Source organism: Luteolibacter sp. (assembly GCF_058122085.1).
This window is the reverse complement of the sequence record NZ_JBIKBQ010000046.1, coordinates 13585-27599: the sequence shown is the minus strand read 5'-3', so window position 1 is coordinate 27599 and position 14015 is coordinate 13585. Positions and strand designations below refer to the sequence as shown.

Annotated in this window: 15 protein-coding genes and 1 pseudogene; 7 read left to right on the top strand and 9 right to left on the bottom strand. The window is 60.4% G+C overall.

Annotation, left to right across the window (positions count from 1 at the left end):
• Together AC4DF4_RS08780 and AC4DF4_RS08775 are read right to left on the bottom strand one after the other, a co-directional pair.
• A pseudogene (locus AC4DF4_RS08780) lies at window positions 1-182 on the bottom strand (hypothetical protein); the annotation flags it as partial.
• Window positions 183-683, bottom strand: a complete 501-nt coding sequence (locus AC4DF4_RS08775; RefSeq protein WP_490047744.1) for an asparaginase domain-containing protein — start codon at window positions 681-683, stop codon at window positions 183-185. It lies immediately after the preceding pseudogene.
• A gap of 299 nt (window positions 684-982) precedes the next feature.
• On the opposite strand from AC4DF4_RS08775, the gene AC4DF4_RS08770 reads away from it, so the two are divergent.
• Window positions 983-1768 (top strand): sialate O-acetylesterase, encoded by a 786-nt coding sequence (locus AC4DF4_RS08770; protein ID WP_490047743.1) that lies wholly within the window; start codon window positions 983-985, stop codon window positions 1766-1768.
• 148 nt (window positions 1769-1916) lie between these two features.
• Here AC4DF4_RS08770 and AC4DF4_RS08765 read toward each other — a convergent pair whose 3' ends face one another.
• Both AC4DF4_RS08765 and AC4DF4_RS08760 read right to left on the bottom strand, forming a co-directional pair.
• Complete coding sequence (locus AC4DF4_RS08765) at window positions 1917-2186, bottom strand: DUF6288 domain-containing protein (protein WP_490047742.1); 270 nt, start codon at window positions 2184-2186, stop codon at window positions 1917-1919.
• Window positions 2173-2733 carry a helix-turn-helix domain-containing protein gene (locus AC4DF4_RS08760; protein ID WP_490047741.1) on the bottom strand — a complete coding sequence of 187 codons (561 nt, stop codon included), beginning with the start codon at window positions 2731-2733 and terminating at the stop codon, window positions 2173-2175. The genes AC4DF4_RS08765 and AC4DF4_RS08760 overlap by 14 nt, the downstream gene beginning before the upstream one ends.
• Before the next feature lie 137 nt (window positions 2734-2870).
• Between AC4DF4_RS08760 and AC4DF4_RS08755 the strand changes: the two genes are divergently transcribed.
• The 6 genes from AC4DF4_RS08755 (at window position 2871) to AC4DF4_RS08730 (ending at window position 9878) form a co-directional block, all read left to right on the top strand.
• Complete coding sequence (locus AC4DF4_RS08755; protein ID WP_490047740.1) at window positions 2871-5537, top strand: sialate O-acetylesterase; 2667 nt, start codon at window positions 2871-2873, stop codon at window positions 5535-5537.
• A complete protein-coding gene (locus tag AC4DF4_RS08750) occupies window positions 5534-5908 on the top strand; it encodes a hypothetical protein (RefSeq protein ID WP_490047739.1) in 375 nt (124 codons plus the stop codon). Before AC4DF4_RS08755 ends, AC4DF4_RS08750 begins: the two co-directional genes overlap by 4 nt.
• Window positions 5909-6562: 654 nt before the next feature.
• Window positions 6563-6970 carry a hypothetical protein gene (locus AC4DF4_RS08745; RefSeq protein WP_490047738.1) on the top strand — a complete coding sequence of 136 codons (408 nt, stop codon included), beginning with the start codon at window positions 6563-6565 and terminating at the stop codon, window positions 6968-6970.
• Window positions 6954-7295 (top strand): hypothetical protein, encoded by a 342-nt coding sequence (locus tag AC4DF4_RS08740; RefSeq protein WP_490047737.1) that lies wholly within the window; start codon window positions 6954-6956, stop codon window positions 7293-7295. Before AC4DF4_RS08745 ends, AC4DF4_RS08740 begins: the two co-directional genes overlap by 17 nt.
• A gap of 64 nt (window positions 7296-7359) precedes the next feature.
• On the top strand, window positions 7360-8661 hold the full coding sequence (gene hflX / locus AC4DF4_RS08735) for a GTPase HflX (protein WP_490047736.1): 1302 nt from the start codon (window positions 7360-7362) through the stop codon (window positions 8659-8661).
• A gap of 20 nt (window positions 8662-8681) precedes the next feature.
• A complete protein-coding gene (locus AC4DF4_RS08730) occupies window positions 8682-9878 on the top strand; it encodes a L,D-transpeptidase (protein WP_490047735.1) in 1197 nt (398 codons plus the stop codon).
• 12 nt (window positions 9879-9890) lie between these two features.
• On the opposite strand, the gene AC4DF4_RS08725 is transcribed toward AC4DF4_RS08730, so the two are convergent.
• The 5 genes from AC4DF4_RS08725 to AC4DF4_RS08705 form a co-directional block, all read right to left on the bottom strand.
• Window positions 9891-10526: a cbb3-type cytochrome c oxidase N-terminal domain-containing protein gene (locus AC4DF4_RS08725; RefSeq protein ID WP_490047734.1), complete on the bottom strand. Its 636-nt coding sequence runs from the start codon at window positions 10524-10526 to the stop codon at window positions 9891-9893.
• Window positions 10523-10702 carry a hypothetical protein gene (locus AC4DF4_RS08720; RefSeq protein WP_490047733.1) on the bottom strand — a complete coding sequence of 60 codons (180 nt, stop codon included), beginning with the start codon at window positions 10700-10702 and terminating at the stop codon, window positions 10523-10525. The genes AC4DF4_RS08725 and AC4DF4_RS08720 overlap by 4 nt, the downstream gene beginning before the upstream one ends.
• Window positions 10703-10714: 12 nt before the next feature.
• The gene (gene ccoN / locus AC4DF4_RS08715; protein WP_490047732.1) at window positions 10715-13201 is read right to left on the bottom strand and encodes a cytochrome-c oxidase, cbb3-type subunit I; all 2487 of its coding nucleotides are present in this window, start codon (window positions 13199-13201) and stop codon (window positions 10715-10717) included.
• Window positions 13202-13213: 12 nt separating this feature from the next.
• Window positions 13214-13378 carry a hypothetical protein gene (locus tag AC4DF4_RS08710; RefSeq protein WP_490047731.1) on the bottom strand — a complete coding sequence of 55 codons (165 nt, stop codon included), beginning with the start codon at window positions 13376-13378 and terminating at the stop codon, window positions 13214-13216.
• Between the two features lie 74 nt (window positions 13379-13452).
• Window positions 13453-14001 (bottom strand): hypothetical protein, encoded by a 549-nt coding sequence (locus tag AC4DF4_RS08705; protein ID WP_490047730.1) that lies wholly within the window; start codon window positions 13999-14001, stop codon window positions 13453-13455.
• Window positions 14002-14015 lie beyond the last annotated feature (14 nt).

Sequence of the window (14015 nt, the reverse complement as noted above, 5' to 3'; positions counted from 1 at the left end):
AGATCTTCGAGGTCATCCAGTGGCGTGTGCAGCTGCATCAGCACCATGCGGATAAAGCCCGCATAATAACCGGCGAATTCGTCCCAAGCTTGGCTGTCGTTGGGATCGCGCGCCCGGGCAATCAACGTCTGTCGTGTCTGCCACTGCTCTTTCGACAAGTTGATCTCATGCTGCTGGTCCATTTAATCGACTATGGGATGTAAAGGCTCGAACATACCAGCGGCCTTGTTTTTCTGAACGTTGTCCCACGGGAACACGTGGCCGTTCATGGCAACGTAGACACCTGACGCTAGAGACTGCACGAACGCGAGTGCGGCACCCAGATTGAAGAGCCCGTCCGAGCTGCCGAATTTGTAGGGGACCATGGCTCCCGTCAGGACGATGGTCTTATCCAACCCACTGCGTCCAAGGGCGGCAGCGGTATCAGTCATGGTATCGGTTCCGTGTGTAACCACGATTCGATCTGCCGCGGCCGTCCGGCAGCATTCGACAATGCGCGCACGGTCATCAGGAGTCATCTGCAAGCTATCGACCATCATCAGGGTCTGGATCTCCGTCTTCAGGCCGCTGCGACCCAGACTCAGCATCTCTGGCACATGCGTGTTCTTAAAATACAATTCACCATTCAGCTCGTTGTATTCCTTATCAAAGGTGCCGCCGGTGACGATGATGTGAATGTTCATGTGATGAATCTCCGCTCATCGTTGGTGAAATTCATCGCCGGTTCAATGCCATGAATTTGCTTTTTCACCCAGCGGGGAGAAAACGGGGTTGTTGGTTGGTTGGGGACGGGAAGGCGGGATAACATGCGGGAAAATCGTGTTTGATACAGGGTATCCTGAGTCGTTCGGCGGCAAGTTATCCCCTCCACCGAAACCCGCAAACATTCTTTTCATGCAGATTTTCCTTGCAAGGGTGGGAAAACCTGTACGATCCGTTGGCACACCATTGAAGCCCAAATCCCGACCTCTGACCTGTCCTCATGCGCACCATCCGTGAAAAGCAATTTCCTAGCAGCAGTCGAATGAAAATGCGAGTTAATGCGATTATCACGATGGTGCTGATGGTCGCAGCGGCAGAAGCTGCCGAACCGGCGAAGCGCCTGTTCATACTCTCCGGCCAGTCGAATATGACGGCCCCACTCAAGGACGGCTTTGTCCGTGTCATGGAAGAGCGCTACGGCAAGGAGAACGTCACCGTGGTCTATCAATGCCAGTCCGGGCGGGGTCTCCGATTCTGGGACAAGGACTACAAGTTTCCCGACAACTATCGCTTTCCGGGTAAAGAGACTGCACCGGAGGAGAAACACTTGAACCAGCATGGTACGCTCTACGGGGAATTGATTCAGGCGGCCGGCGAGGCGGCCGAGGGCAAGACGCATGACACGGTCACGTTCATCTGGATGCAGGGCGAGTCGGACGCGGGCCGGGCTCTTGGAGAAGTATACGGGGAAAGCTTTCTAAGGTTGCTGGGGCGAATGAAGGCGGATTTAGGTCGTAAAGATATCGGTTTCGTGATTGGCCGCATTAGTGATGCAGGGCTCAAGGGGGAATTGGCAGAGCAATGGGAGAGAGTAAGAGCCGCGCAGGTTAAGCTTGCGGAAGACGCTGCCGATGGCGACTGGATCGACACTGACGACCTCAATGGGCCCAACGATGATGTCCACTACCCGGGGGACAAGTATCCTGATCTTGGCGCGCGATTTGCGGCCAAAGCCATTGAGCTTATCGAGAAAAGTGCGCCAGCGGGTGCCAAGGGTTCCAAATAACCCCCTGATACCGCCTTCATCGAAATCCGCTTTGCCGAAGTTTTCCTCCGGTTCGACATGGCGGGCCCAGGCCACGCCGCCGAGCACGCCGGCGGCTGCCACGCGGACGTCGAGGTCGGCGTTCGTGTCACGCAGGATCGCGGCGACCTCATCGAAGATCTGCGGCGAGGGCCACGGCCAAAGAGGCGCTGCTGCCGTTGTTGTAGCCCTTGTAGGCTGGGCCGTGGTTGCCGTAAGGCAGGGCACCCTTGTTGAGGTAATTCTTGATGTAGTGGTTGGTAGTCCGCTCGATGGCTTGGGAAATGCGAGGCGAATCGACACCGCACTTCTTGGCCAGGATCAGCGAGATGAACAGCGGCATCGTGGGCTGGTTCATCACCCCGTAGCCGTGAGCGCGGCCTCCGTCATCGGCATCCATTTTCCAGCCGCGGATTTGGCCCGGCATCGCCGCGTTCCTTGCGGAGCGCTTCGGGTGACATGCCGAATTGCTTGCGAAACACCTGCCGCATGTGCTCGCAGGTATTGAATCCGGCGCGGGTCGCGCATTCCTTGAGCGGGATATGGGTATCCACGATCAGGTGCCGGGCGCGGTCGATCCGGCAGGCTTGAATTTCATCGAGCACGCTGCGTCCGGTGCCTTTCTTGAAACGTCTCTCGAGAGACCGCCTGCCGCAATCCAAATGCCCCGCCACGGCTGGCACCGTCATGGATTCCAACACGCCGCCCCAGATCAAGGCCAAGGCCCTGGACAACAGTTCGTCCTTGTGGAAGTGATGGACTTGTCCGCCGCAAGACGTGCGCAGCATGTGGGAAAGCAGGCCCATCAACTGGCATGACAGGCCGGCGGTGTTTTCCGCGGGTGATTGGTGTACGCTGGCAAGCAAGTGTTCGAACTGGGCGAGAAACAATTCATAGTGATCGATCACCGCGATGTTGCCTTTGAGATCGAACGAATCCGTGAGCATCCAATCGCGCGGCAATCCGCCATTGAAGACAATCCACAAGTTGGTCCATCCGGTTTTGCTGAGCGGTCGATGGCGGTGGACAGTTCAAAGTTCTTGTGCCACCACCGCCGCACCACTAGTTACACCACCATACCACGATGAAGAACCAAAAACACACTCCTTGGGCGCTCGCCATCATGCACCTCGTTTGGCTGTCCTCCGCCGATGCGGCGGTGACGTTTGCCAATTCATCCAGCTCCACCGTTCTGGACTACACCGGGCAGACCAGCAGCACGGACTTGATCAATGCCGGCCAGTCCACGCTTTCGTCGGCCACGGTTTCAGCGACCTCCTATGACGTATTTCCGGGCACCGGCATCAACGATGGCAACTACTCGAACACCAATGCCGACAACACGTTTTTCGCGGTGGCAACCGGGGCTTTCCCGGCTACGGCCACCTACAATCTGAACGTCACGGTGAATGTTCTGGGTTACGACCTCACCTCGATCAAATCCTTCATGGGTTGGGCGACCGTCTCGGCGGCCCAGGCCAACCAGACCTACACCATCGAGGTCAGCACCGTCGGATCGGCATCCTACACCTCTCTGGCCACGGTTTCCTACAAACCCTTCAACGACACCAACAGCCCCACCGCTTATGAGACCTTTGTCACCGTCAGCGACACGGGCGGAGTGCTCGCCACCGGGGTGGACAGCATCCGCTTCACCTTCACCGATCCAATCGGGGTCAACGGGGTTACGCCTGACAGCGACACGACTGAAGGCACCCTCATCCGCGAAATCGATGTTTTCGGAATACCCACCACAGGGACTCCGGTCACTCCAACGAAACTGGCGGTGACCGCGGCCAACGGCGGACTCAATCCCACCGCGGGCGCGGCCTTCGGTGTATCCGTGCAGGCGCAGGACGCGGGCGGCACGCCGGGGAATGTGACGGCGGACACGGCGGTGAGCCTCAGCCTCCAGACCGGCACCGGCTCCCTGGCCGGAACGCTGAACGGCACCATCGCCGCAGGCACCCATTCGGTCACGATCAGCGGAGTCACCTACAATCAGGCTGAAGCCGGTGTGGTGCTGACCGCAACGCGGACCAGCGGCGACACCTTGACGGCGGCGGACAGCGCGCCCTTCACGGTCGATGCGCTGGCTGCATCCATCGTGACGATCAGCGGCCCGACCTCCCGCCACATCGTCCAGCGATCTTCCGGAAATACCGGCAACCTCGGCATCTCAGGCACATACACCGGTGCGCCGGAGCGCATCGATGCGCGGGCGGTGGTGATGGGTGGAGCCGGAAATTCCGGCACCAGCACCGATTGGCAGACCATTCAAACCAGTCCCGGCGGCGGAAGTTTCACCGGCCCCCTATCGGATGTCGCCGCCGGAGGTTGGTATCAGTTGGAGGTCCGTGCCATCACCGCAGGATCGCCAGGTCCTGTGGCCACGCTGGCAAAAGTCGGCGTCGGCGACATCTATCTCACCGCCGGGCAATCGAATTCCGCCAATTTCGGCGGACCGGCTCACACGCCCGCCGATGACCGCGTGTCCACCCGCACCTCCGTCAGCGCGGCTTCCTGGCGTCAAGGATACGATCCGCAGCCTCTGGCGGGAGGCGCCGGAGGTTCGGTCTGGTCGCGACTCGGCGACCAACTCGCCGCAGCGGATGACATTCCCATCGGCTTCATCTGCGTGGGCGTGGGTGGCACTGAGGTCAGCCAGTGGGTTCCGGGCACCGCGAATTATGACAACCTGCTCAAGCCCGCGCTTCAATCGTTAGGTGCGTCCGGCTGCCGCGCCGTGTTGTGGCATCAGGGGGAATCCGACTCCCTTGCCAGCGTCACCGCCATCACCCACGCCGCACGGCTGAACTCGATGATCACACAAAGCCGGACGGATGCAGGCTGGACGGTGCCGTGGTATCTGGCCGAGGCCTCATTTCACCCCGGCTCGAATCTGACCCAGGAAGAACCGGTTTGCGCCGGCCAGCGCCTGGCTGTGTTTGGCGATGCGAATGTGTTCATCGGTCCGACTACCGACGCCTTCCATCTGGAGGATGCCGCAGGCGGCAAGTTGAGCGACTCGGTCCACTTCAATGCCGCCGGATTGTTGGATCACGCCACGCAATGGCGTGACATTCTGCGCGGGACCACCACCGCGACTCCGCGCAATGGCGACTTCGAAGACAACCGCGACCCCGCCACCACCGGTCTCACCGCGCTCGCGGATGGTGCCAGCCATGTCGTTGATCTATCAAACCTCGATTCACCATCGGTGCTCGGCTGGCGCATCCTCACTGCGGACGGACTCAACGCCGCCGCCGGAAACAACGGCTTCCACAATCCCACCACTGGCACCTATGCCGCCGCGATTGACACCATCAACGGAGGCGTGCTGCCCCATATGGACGGGTGCCATGTTGCGGTCCTTGATGGTGGCATCGCAAACAATTGCTTCCTGCACACGACCCGTGCGACACTCGAGCCCAACACCCGCTACACCCTGACCGTCGCCCTTGGCGTGAGAGATATCGCAAGCACTTTCGGCAACTCGCGTCTCGACATTCTGGCAGACGGAATCGTCGTTGCCACTGCGACCTATGATAAATCCGCTCTTGACGCACTCCATGGCGGCGATGCCTCCGGCAGTTTCAACGACGCCACCCTCAGCTACGTGACCGGAGCCTCCGTCACTCCGAATCAATCGCTCGCGCTCCGCATCGCCAAAGTCGGAGGAGTTTCGACCGTGCTCGATTTCGACAATGTCCGCTTCAGCGCCACACCGGCTATGAAGCCTTTCAGATGAGTTACTGGGGCAGCACCACACATCCCGACTCCTCCCGATCCCTGGATCCCGACAACGACGGACTCACCAACCAACAGGAGTTCGCCTTCGGTCTCAGTCCCATCTCGGGTTCGTCGGTCAATCCGGTTCTCATGCCCTTGAACAAAACCACCGGCCAGTTCAGCAATCAACGGCTTGCCGCGAGCGGCCTGACCTACAGAATCCTGACTTCCACCACCCTTGCCGCCGGTAGCTGGACGGAGGATGTGGATGCCACCAACAACCAAGCCGCGGGTCCAACCGACGGCAATGGCAATCAAACCGTGGTGGTCACACTGAGCGGAGCGCCGCTCACGGAGCCGAAACGATTCGTGCGGGTTGCCGCCGACTAACACCGTTTCCGCAGGGAACCCCGGAGTCTTCGAACGCGCCGCGGCCACAAGGCCACGCGCCATTTCGTCAATCACTTGATCGCATCTTCGTGATTTCGGATTTCGACGCAATATCTTGGATAAATGCTTCTTAATATGGTTTTCCAACCCGTGAATTGACGCAAAATACAGGTGCGCAATTCTTGTTTGGCCGGAAAAATGGGGCAGGCTGCGGGAAGTTTCGATTCCCATTCATCGGACACTGGCGAGTCGCGATTTAGACCCATGAAATCGGTTCTTTCATCATCAATCAGGAAATCAATGCGTCCTCCACTCCACACCGCCCTCGCCGTCATGCTGGCAACTGCCTCCGTGGTTTCACCCCAAAAGCAAATTCCTGCTATCTCCGGTAAAAATATTTTCGGCAGGCCGAAATGACCATTTCACCTCGGAAAAGCTAACAGACGCCTTGCTTTCAAGGATTTTTCATAACCCGCCGGATACTGATGAAACCGAGTATTGGTGGTGATTTCCGGCCGAGTTTCTTAGAAAAGCAAAGTTTCAAGATCGACAAGACTATCAAAGATTCATAGCTTCTTAGAAGGGTCCATATCCAATTTATCCTTCGTTCATTGCTATTGATCAACGACTTATGAATAGTTTGTGTATCTGGAAATGAATTACGGGAACTGCCTGCCACTGGGATCGATCGAAGCGGTTCGCCCGGTTTTCATGATCGTGATGGGGATTTTCCTGATGATCATCGCGTGGCGGCTGTGCAAGTACACGGAAGGCTGGACCGCCCTGTTGATCGCGGCCGGAGCGCTCTTGCTCGGTTTCGGCTACGCCGTGATGCTGCCGCTCTACGACGCGGGAATCATCGAGCGCTTCTCGCCGGCGGGCCGTTACCACGGCAGCGCCGCCACCGCCGTCGCCTGGCATTCCGTGAAATTGGTCGCGATGAACAGCGGCTGGCTGCTTTTCGGACTCGGCCTGGCCATGCACGCCAAGGTTTTCGCCGCTCCTTCCCCACGCCGGACAACCACCTCCCCCGCCCTCTTCCCGCATGAATCTGTTGCTTGAAATCGTCTTTGAAAACGGCCTGTTGCTCGATGCATTCGGCATCATTGGCCTGGGCCTGCTCGGCCTCGCCACCGTCAGACTCGCCCGCCGCTACCAATCCTGGGGCGGCACGATGATGGCGTTCGGGGCGATTTCCCTGCTGGTCGCGCGGCTGTATCTCCTGCTGTCGCCGCATTTCCTCAATAACGACGTCCTCGCCACCATCGGTCCGGCCGGGATCAGCCTGACTTACGCGCTGCCTCCGCTGCTGCTCACCTTCGGCCTCGCCGGAATCGTCTGGGGGCTGTGGGGCCATGAGCGCTGGCTGAACGAGGAAACCCGCTGAAAGGAGGAATCCGCTAGAAATTTCGCATGGCCGAAAGGTGGCATCGGTGCTACCTGTCCTGCGGATGTTTGAAGTCAGAGAAAAGCCGGACATGATCGAGCGCGCCTTGCTGGTGCGCTTCTATTTCGAGACCAACGAGGCCACCGAGGCGGAATCCCTGCTCGAGGAGCTCGGCGAACTCGTCAAAACCCTCGGCGTGGAAGTCGTCGAGTCGGTGCTCTGCCGCAGCCGCGAGAAGCACAAGAAATTCCTCTGCGGCACCGGCAAAGCCGCCGAAATGGTCGAGCTCGCCCGCGCCCACGAGTGCGACGTCATCGTCATCGACAACGGCCTCGCGCCCTCCCAACAGCGCGAGTGGGAAAAACTCGCCGACCTCTGCGTGATCGACCGCGAGGAGGTCATCCTCGATATTTTCGCCAAGCGCGCGCAAACCAAAGAAGCCCGCCTTCAGGTCGAGCTCGCCCGCATGCAATACGCGCTCCCCCGCCTCGCCCGGATGTGGGGCCACCTCGACCGCGAATCCGCCGGCTCCGGTGGCGGCGCGGGCGGCGGCGCGTCCCGCGGCATGGGCGAAAAACAGATCGAGGTGGACCGCCGCCTCGCCTATCAGGTCATCGACCGCGCCAAGCGCGAAATCGAAGTCGTCCGCAAGCAGCGCAAGACCCAGCGCAAGGAGCGCGAGAAATTCGAAACGCCCCACGCCGCCATCGTCGGCTACACCAACGCCGGGAAATCCACCCTGCTCAACATCCTCAGCGGTGCCGACGTGATGGCCAAGGACATGCTCTTCGCCACCCTCGACACCACCACCCGCCGCATCGAGCTGCCGGACGGCCAACCGCTCCTCATCACCGACACCGTCGGCTTCGTTAGGAATCTTCCCCACCGTCTCATCGAGGCGTTCAAGGCCACGCTCGAAGAAGCCGCCCTCGCGGATTTCCTCATCCACGTTCTGGACGCCACCTCGCCGGAAATCGACCGGCTCCACGACACCACGCTCGAAGTCCTCGCAGAGCTCGGTGCCGGAGACAAGCCCACCATCACAGTTCTCAACAAGATCGACCGCGTCACCGATCCCTTCGAACTCATCGCGCTGGACAAGAAATACCCCGGAGCCCTCCACGCCTCCGCCGTCACCGGACTCGGTTTGGAGGAACTTCTCAAAATTTGCAGCCAAGTCCTCGCCGACCGCGTCCGCCACCAGGAATACCGCATTCCCCAAAAACGCGCCGACCTCGTCAGCCTGCTTCACCGCGAGGCCAAAGTCCTCTCCACTGACTACGAGGGCGACGACATCCTCGTCAGCGCCGTCGTGCCCGCCGCCATTGCCGGGCGACTTGAATCCTTCGCCGCCATTCCCGCCTAATTTCCATCAAATTTTGTTCCATGTTCCGCTTCGTTCTTCCGACCTTCATCGCGCTCACCACGCTCGTTCCAGCCCAACAAACCCCACCGACCGCGCGCCCGGTCCTCCGCGCCCTGCCGCTCGGCGGCGACGACGACCTGAATTCCCAACCGCCCCCCACGGCCGATCCGGTGGTGCCCGCCGCGGCACCCGTCCTCGTTAGACCCGCGCATCCGATCGCGCAGGCTACCCCCATCGAAACCGTTTCCACTCCCTCGCCGCTGGAGCTGAAACCCATCGGCGACGATGCCGTGCGCCTCCAGATTTTCCTCGATGAGGGGAAATTCGGCCCCGGCGTGATCGACGGCAGACCCGGTCAATTCACCGAACTCGCCGTGCAATCCTGGAACGAGGTCAACGGCTATCCAATTTCCGACTGGGTCGCCGTCAACACCGCCGCCCGCAAAGCCGTCCCGAACCCGCTCGCCATCGCCATCGTCCCCGACATCTCGACCGCCTGGGTTGACACGTCCCTGCCGACGAAGAAAGCCCTGCAAGCCACCCGCAAACGCATGAGCTACCGCAGCCACGCCGAGTTCATGGCCGAGCGCTACCACACCGACATCCCCTACCTCAACGACCTCAACGGCAGTTCAAAAATCAACAACCTCAAGCCACGCGACACCATCATCGTGCCGAACGTGCGCCCCTTCATCATCGAAAGCCTAACCGGGACCGGCTACAAAACCGACGAAACCATGAGCCAGCGCCACGCCGTCGTGGACACCAAGATCAACCAGGTTCGCGTCTTCGAAGCGGCGCCCGCCGCCCTCGTCGTCGCCGAGCCCGGCGCCACCACCATCTCCACGGCCACCCGCCCTAACCGCGGCCTCATCGCCTCGTTTCCCATCACTCCGGGAAAACCCCAGTTCATCAAATTCGGCACCTGGGAAGTCAGGAATTCCGTCGAACTCCCGCACTGGCGCTATGACCAGAAACTCCTCGATACCGGAAAACGCAGCGCCGACTCCGAGGCGCTCAACATCCCGCCCGGCCCCAACAGCCCGGTCGGCATCTTCTGGTGCGGCCTCAGCAAGCCCGGCATCGGCCTCCACGGCACCTCCGATCCGGAGACCATCGGCCGCGCCCGCAGCTCCGGCTGCATCCGCCTCGCCAATTGGGACGCCATCCGCCTCCCCACGCTCATCCGCCCCGGCACCACGGTGGAAATCCGCTAGCATTACGAACGATCAGTTGGCGGGGATGTCCTTGAAGTCCTCGGGGAGCTTCGCGATCAGATAGGCGGTGACTTCGGCGATCTGCTTGGGATTGAGCGTCTGGCCCCAGGCTTGCATCTTCGCGCCGTTGTGGCCGGTGCTTTCCGGCGGCGAACCTTCGTTGATGAGCTTGAAGATCTGCATCGGCTTGCCGCCGAATTTCCACTGGCGGTCGTTGAGCGCGAGGCCCGGAAGCGGAATCTTGTTAGCACCGACGGCCATGGTGGCACTGAAGTCGGCGGCGTGGCAGGCGGAGCAGTTGGTGAGGTAGGTCGCTTCGCCAGCGCTGACGAGTGCGGCGTCGGTGGCCCACTGGTGAACGAGTTTCGAGTCGTCGAGGGTGGAGAGGGTTTTTTCAAGTTCGACCATTTTCGCCGCCTGGATGGCGGCGATTTTCTCGCGGATGATCTGTTGGTCGTTCTTCATGAAGTCGGTGTGATAGTAAGCCACCCAGTAAACGACGAAGAATACGACGGCACCGTAAAAGGTGAAGAGCCACCAGTTCGGCAGTTTCTGGTCGTATTCCTGGATGCCGTCGTATTCGTGTTCACGAAGGATGATCTCGCCTTTTTCTTTGGCGAAGTGGCCGCGTTTGGGTTCCTGACTCATAGGGATTTTGGATGTTCAGAGTTCTCTTCAAGTGGCAGCGAGGCGAGGCGTTTGCGCTCGCCCTTCTCGATTCTCAGCGCGCGGATCGTCACCACGGTGAATACGCCGGCGATGAGGACGAAGGAAATGATCGGCACGTAGGTGGCCCACTCTTCGACGAGGATGCGTTGGAACATGGCGATGATCGATCAGGGGTTTTTCCGGTGGCTGTCCGGATTCAGGTTCGACGGCTTGGCGGGCTGGTCCTTGACGACTTCGCGGTAGGTGCCGAGTTTCTGCATGTAGGCGATGAGCGCGACGACCTCGGTCTTGGCGAGGTGGTTGCGCAGGGCGTCGCCCTGGAGCTCGGGCTTGTCGGGCAGATAGACCTTGGCGGCGACGAGCGAGGCGGCGATTTCCTGGGACTGGCTTTCGGCGAGGTCGCGGATTTCATGCTGACTCATGGCGGGCCACGGGACGCCGAGGCGGGATTGGGCGGCGATTTTCGCGGGCAGGGATTTCACGTCGGCGGTCTTTTCAAACAGCCACGGATAGGGAGGCATGTTCGAGCCGGGCGAGGTCTGGCGGGGATTGAGGAAATGGTTGAAGTGCCAGTCGTTGCCGCGCTTGCCGGAGCGCATGTATTTGTAGGAGCTGCCGTCGGGATATTTTGCGATGTCGCCGCCTTCGCGGGCGAGGTCGGGGCCGGTGCGCTTGGAACCCCACTGATAGGGATGGTCGAAGAGCGACTCGCCGAGATGGGAGTAGTCATCCGCCTTTCCGGAGCGGCCGTAGCGCATGACGTCGGGAACGAGCGTGCGGATCATCTGTGAGTGGCAGTTGTAGCAACCCTCGGAGACATACAAATCGCGGCCGACGAGTTCGAGCGGGGTGTAAAGTTCTTGGAGGCGGCCTTCGATGTTTTTCTCCCGGTTGACGATGAGCGAGGGGATGATCTGCACCGAGCCGCCGATGGCCACGGCGATGAAGACGAGCAGCGAGAACGGCAGGTAGTTCTCGACGATGCGCTCGTGCCAGTTCGTCCACTTTTCCTTGGAGGCCTTGAACGCATAAAAGGCCTTGATCCCGAGCAGGATGGCGACAGCAAGCGCCGCCTTGTCCGCGTGGGGTGGGAGGAAAAACCAGAGGATTACGAAGGCCATGCCAAGGAAAATGTAGGCGAGCGGATCGTTGAACAGCGCCTCGCCCCACGACATGTTGTCCTTCTTCGGGCGCTCGAGAATCGCGACCTGGACCGTCTCGTCATGGGCTTTTCCGGAACGGGCGGTTTTCCAGATGTTATAGGCGCAGAGCAGGAAGCCGACCAGATAGAGAGTGCCGCCAAAGGAGCGGAGGATGTAGAAAATCTGGATGCTTTCGAGAGTTTCCATGAACTCGTATTTCAGGGTGGTGCCACCCGCGTCCACCTGGCCGAGCATGAGTCCCTGCATGATGCCGGCGGCCCACATGGCGGCGACATAGATGAGGATGCCGACGGTGCCGATCCAGAAGTGCATGTTGGCGAGGGCCTTGGACCAGAGTTCCGTTTTCCAGAGGCGCGGGGCCAGCCAGTAGAACATGCCGGCGGCCATGAAGCCGTTCCAGCCGAGCGCGGCGGAGTGGACGTGGCCGATGCCCCAGTCGGTGTAGTGGGAAAGCGCGTTGACGGCGCGGATCGAGAGCAGCGGGCCCTCGAAGGTGGCCATGCCGTAGAAGGTGATGCCTGCGGCGAAAAACTTGATGACCGGATCGGTGCGCAGCTTGTCCCAGGCACCGCGGAGGGTGAGCAGCCCGTTGAGCATGCCGCCCCATGAAGGCGCCCATAACATCAGGGAGAATAGCGTGCCGAGCAGTTGCAGCCACTTGGGCAGGGACGTGTTGAGAAGGTGGTGGGGACCGGCCCAGATGTAGATGAAAACGAGCGACCAGAAGTGGATGATGGACAGCCGGTAGGAGTAAACCGGGCGGTTCGCGGCCTTCGGCAGGAAGTAATACATGATGCCGAGGATCGGCGTGGTGAGGAAGAAGGCGACGGCGTTGTGGCCGTACCACCACTGCACGAGTCCGTCCTGGAGGCCGCCGAAGATCGGATAGGAATGGGTGAGCGAGGTAGGCAACGAGAGGTGGTTGACGATGTAGAGCATCGCGACCGTGATGATGGTGGCGATGTAGAACCAGAGGGCGACGTAGAGGCTGGGCTCGTTGCGTTTCGCCAGCGTCCAGAAGAAGTTGATGGCGAAAACGACCCAGATCAGGACGACCGCGATGTTGATGGGCCAGATGAGCTCGGCGTATTCCTTGCCGCGGGTGAAGCCCATCAGCAAGGTGATGGCGGCGGCGACGATGATGGATTGCCAGCCCCAGAAATGGATTTTGGAGAGCAGGTCCGAGGCGGTCCTCACCTTGCAAAGCCGCTGGGTGGAATAGTAAATCCCGGCGAACATCATGTTGCCGACGAAGGCGAAGATGACGGCGTTCGTGTGAAGCGGACGGAGCCGGCCGAAGGTGAGGAACGAAATCCCTTCCGCCTTGATGGCGCCGAAGCTGATCATTTCGAGAAATTTCCCGTTCATCTGCCACCACGAGAGCTGGGTGGCGGCAATGACGCCGACGAGCATTCCGATAATGCCCCAGACGAGGGAGGCGATCATGAAGCGGCGGACGGACTTGTCGTCGTAGGTGATGGAGGTGGTCATGGGCAGATGCGATTAGAGAGGGGTTTTCCCGGTCCGGGGAGCTTCGGGATCAAGCGGCAGAAGGGAGTCGCGCTCGGGGCTGGAGCGGCGGGCGCGGCGGATCTCCGCCGCGAAACAAGCAATGAACACTCCTGCTAGACAGGAAGAAATAAGAATCGTGAGGGCGAGAACGTTCATGGGCAAAGACCGGGCTAGAAGAACAGTCGCTGACAAACCGGTCTTAGCCCGGCTTGCGGAAAGCCGCGCATATTTTACGCCGTCTTTTGAGCTGCCGAGGTTCGCAGGTGGTCCCGGTGGAGCCACTCGAGAAACACGTCGCCGATGATGTGGGCGATGCTGCCGGGGTCCATCAGGTCCGGATTGAGAACCAGATGGCACTTCCGGGTGGGGCCGAGGCCATTGCCGATGCCCGCGTGAAACGCTTCCGGCAGATCAAGAGCCTTGGCGGGTGGCGCGACGGAGCGGAAAATCACATGTCCGCGCTGACCTAGGGCGGCGAGCGTTTTCCGGAGACCGCAGGCGCTGTCGGGCGGGCAACTCTGGCAACTCTCGGCCATTCCGAGCAACTGCCGGAGGTCTGGATTTCCCGAGACTTGCTGCACCAGGTCGGAAGTGGCGGAAAGCCAGCGACCGGCGCCATCGTCGTCATACTCGTTCAGGTAAGTGGCGATCTCCTCGATCAAGCGATCGCTGAAAACCGTGGAATCCCCGTGAAGGATGATGGTCCGCGCCGGTGCCGGCTCAGTCGGTTCGGCGAGCAACCATTGATGAAAAGTGGAGAGGGAATTATTGGCAATCATGGGGTCCGGCGAGT

Excerpts from the sequence above, each read along its gene's own strand:
- AC4DF4_RS08775 (WP_490047744.1), bottom strand. The coding sequence starts at position 683 with ATGAACATTCACATCATCGTCACCGGCGGCACCTTTGATAAGGAATAC.
- AC4DF4_RS08770 (WP_490047743.1), top strand. The coding sequence starts at position 983 with ATGCGCACCATCCGTGAAAAGCAATTTCCTAGCAGCAGTCGAATGAAA.
- AC4DF4_RS08765 (WP_490047742.1), bottom strand. The coding sequence starts at position 2,186 with ATGGATGCCGATGACGGAGGCCGCGCTCACGGCTACGGGGTGATGAAC.
- AC4DF4_RS08760 (WP_490047741.1), bottom strand. The coding sequence starts at position 2,733 with ATGCTCACGGATTCGTTCGATCTCAAAGGCAACATCGCGGTGATCGAT.
- AC4DF4_RS08755 (WP_490047740.1), top strand. The coding sequence starts at position 2,871 with ATGAAGAACCAAAAACACACTCCTTGGGCGCTCGCCATCATGCACCTC.
- AC4DF4_RS08750 (WP_490047739.1), top strand. The coding sequence starts at position 5,534 with ATGAGTTACTGGGGCAGCACCACACATCCCGACTCCTCCCGATCCCTG.
- AC4DF4_RS08745 (WP_490047738.1), top strand. The coding sequence starts at position 6,563 with ATGAATTACGGGAACTGCCTGCCACTGGGATCGATCGAAGCGGTTCGC.
- AC4DF4_RS08740 (WP_490047737.1), top strand. The coding sequence starts at position 6,954 with ATGAATCTGTTGCTTGAAATCGTCTTTGAAAACGGCCTGTTGCTCGAT.
- hflX (WP_490047736.1), top strand. The coding sequence starts at position 7,360 with ATGTTTGAAGTCAGAGAAAAGCCGGACATGATCGAGCGCGCCTTGCTG.
- AC4DF4_RS08730 (WP_490047735.1), top strand. The coding sequence starts at position 8,682 with ATGTTCCGCTTCGTTCTTCCGACCTTCATCGCGCTCACCACGCTCGTT.
- AC4DF4_RS08725 (WP_490047734.1), bottom strand. The coding sequence starts at position 10,526 with ATGAGTCAGGAACCCAAACGCGGCCACTTCGCCAAAGAAAAAGGCGAG.
- AC4DF4_RS08720 (WP_490047733.1), bottom strand. The coding sequence starts at position 10,702 with ATGTTCCAACGCATCCTCGTCGAAGAGTGGGCCACCTACGTGCCGATC.
- ccoN (WP_490047732.1), bottom strand. The coding sequence starts at position 13,201 with ATGACCACCTCCATCACCTACGACGACAAGTCCGTCCGCCGCTTCATG.
- AC4DF4_RS08710 (WP_490047731.1), bottom strand. The coding sequence starts at position 13,378 with ATGAACGTTCTCGCCCTCACGATTCTTATTTCTTCCTGTCTAGCAGGA.
- AC4DF4_RS08705 (WP_490047730.1), bottom strand. The coding sequence starts at position 14,001 with ATGATTGCCAATAATTCCCTCTCCACTTTTCATCAATGGTTGCTCGCC.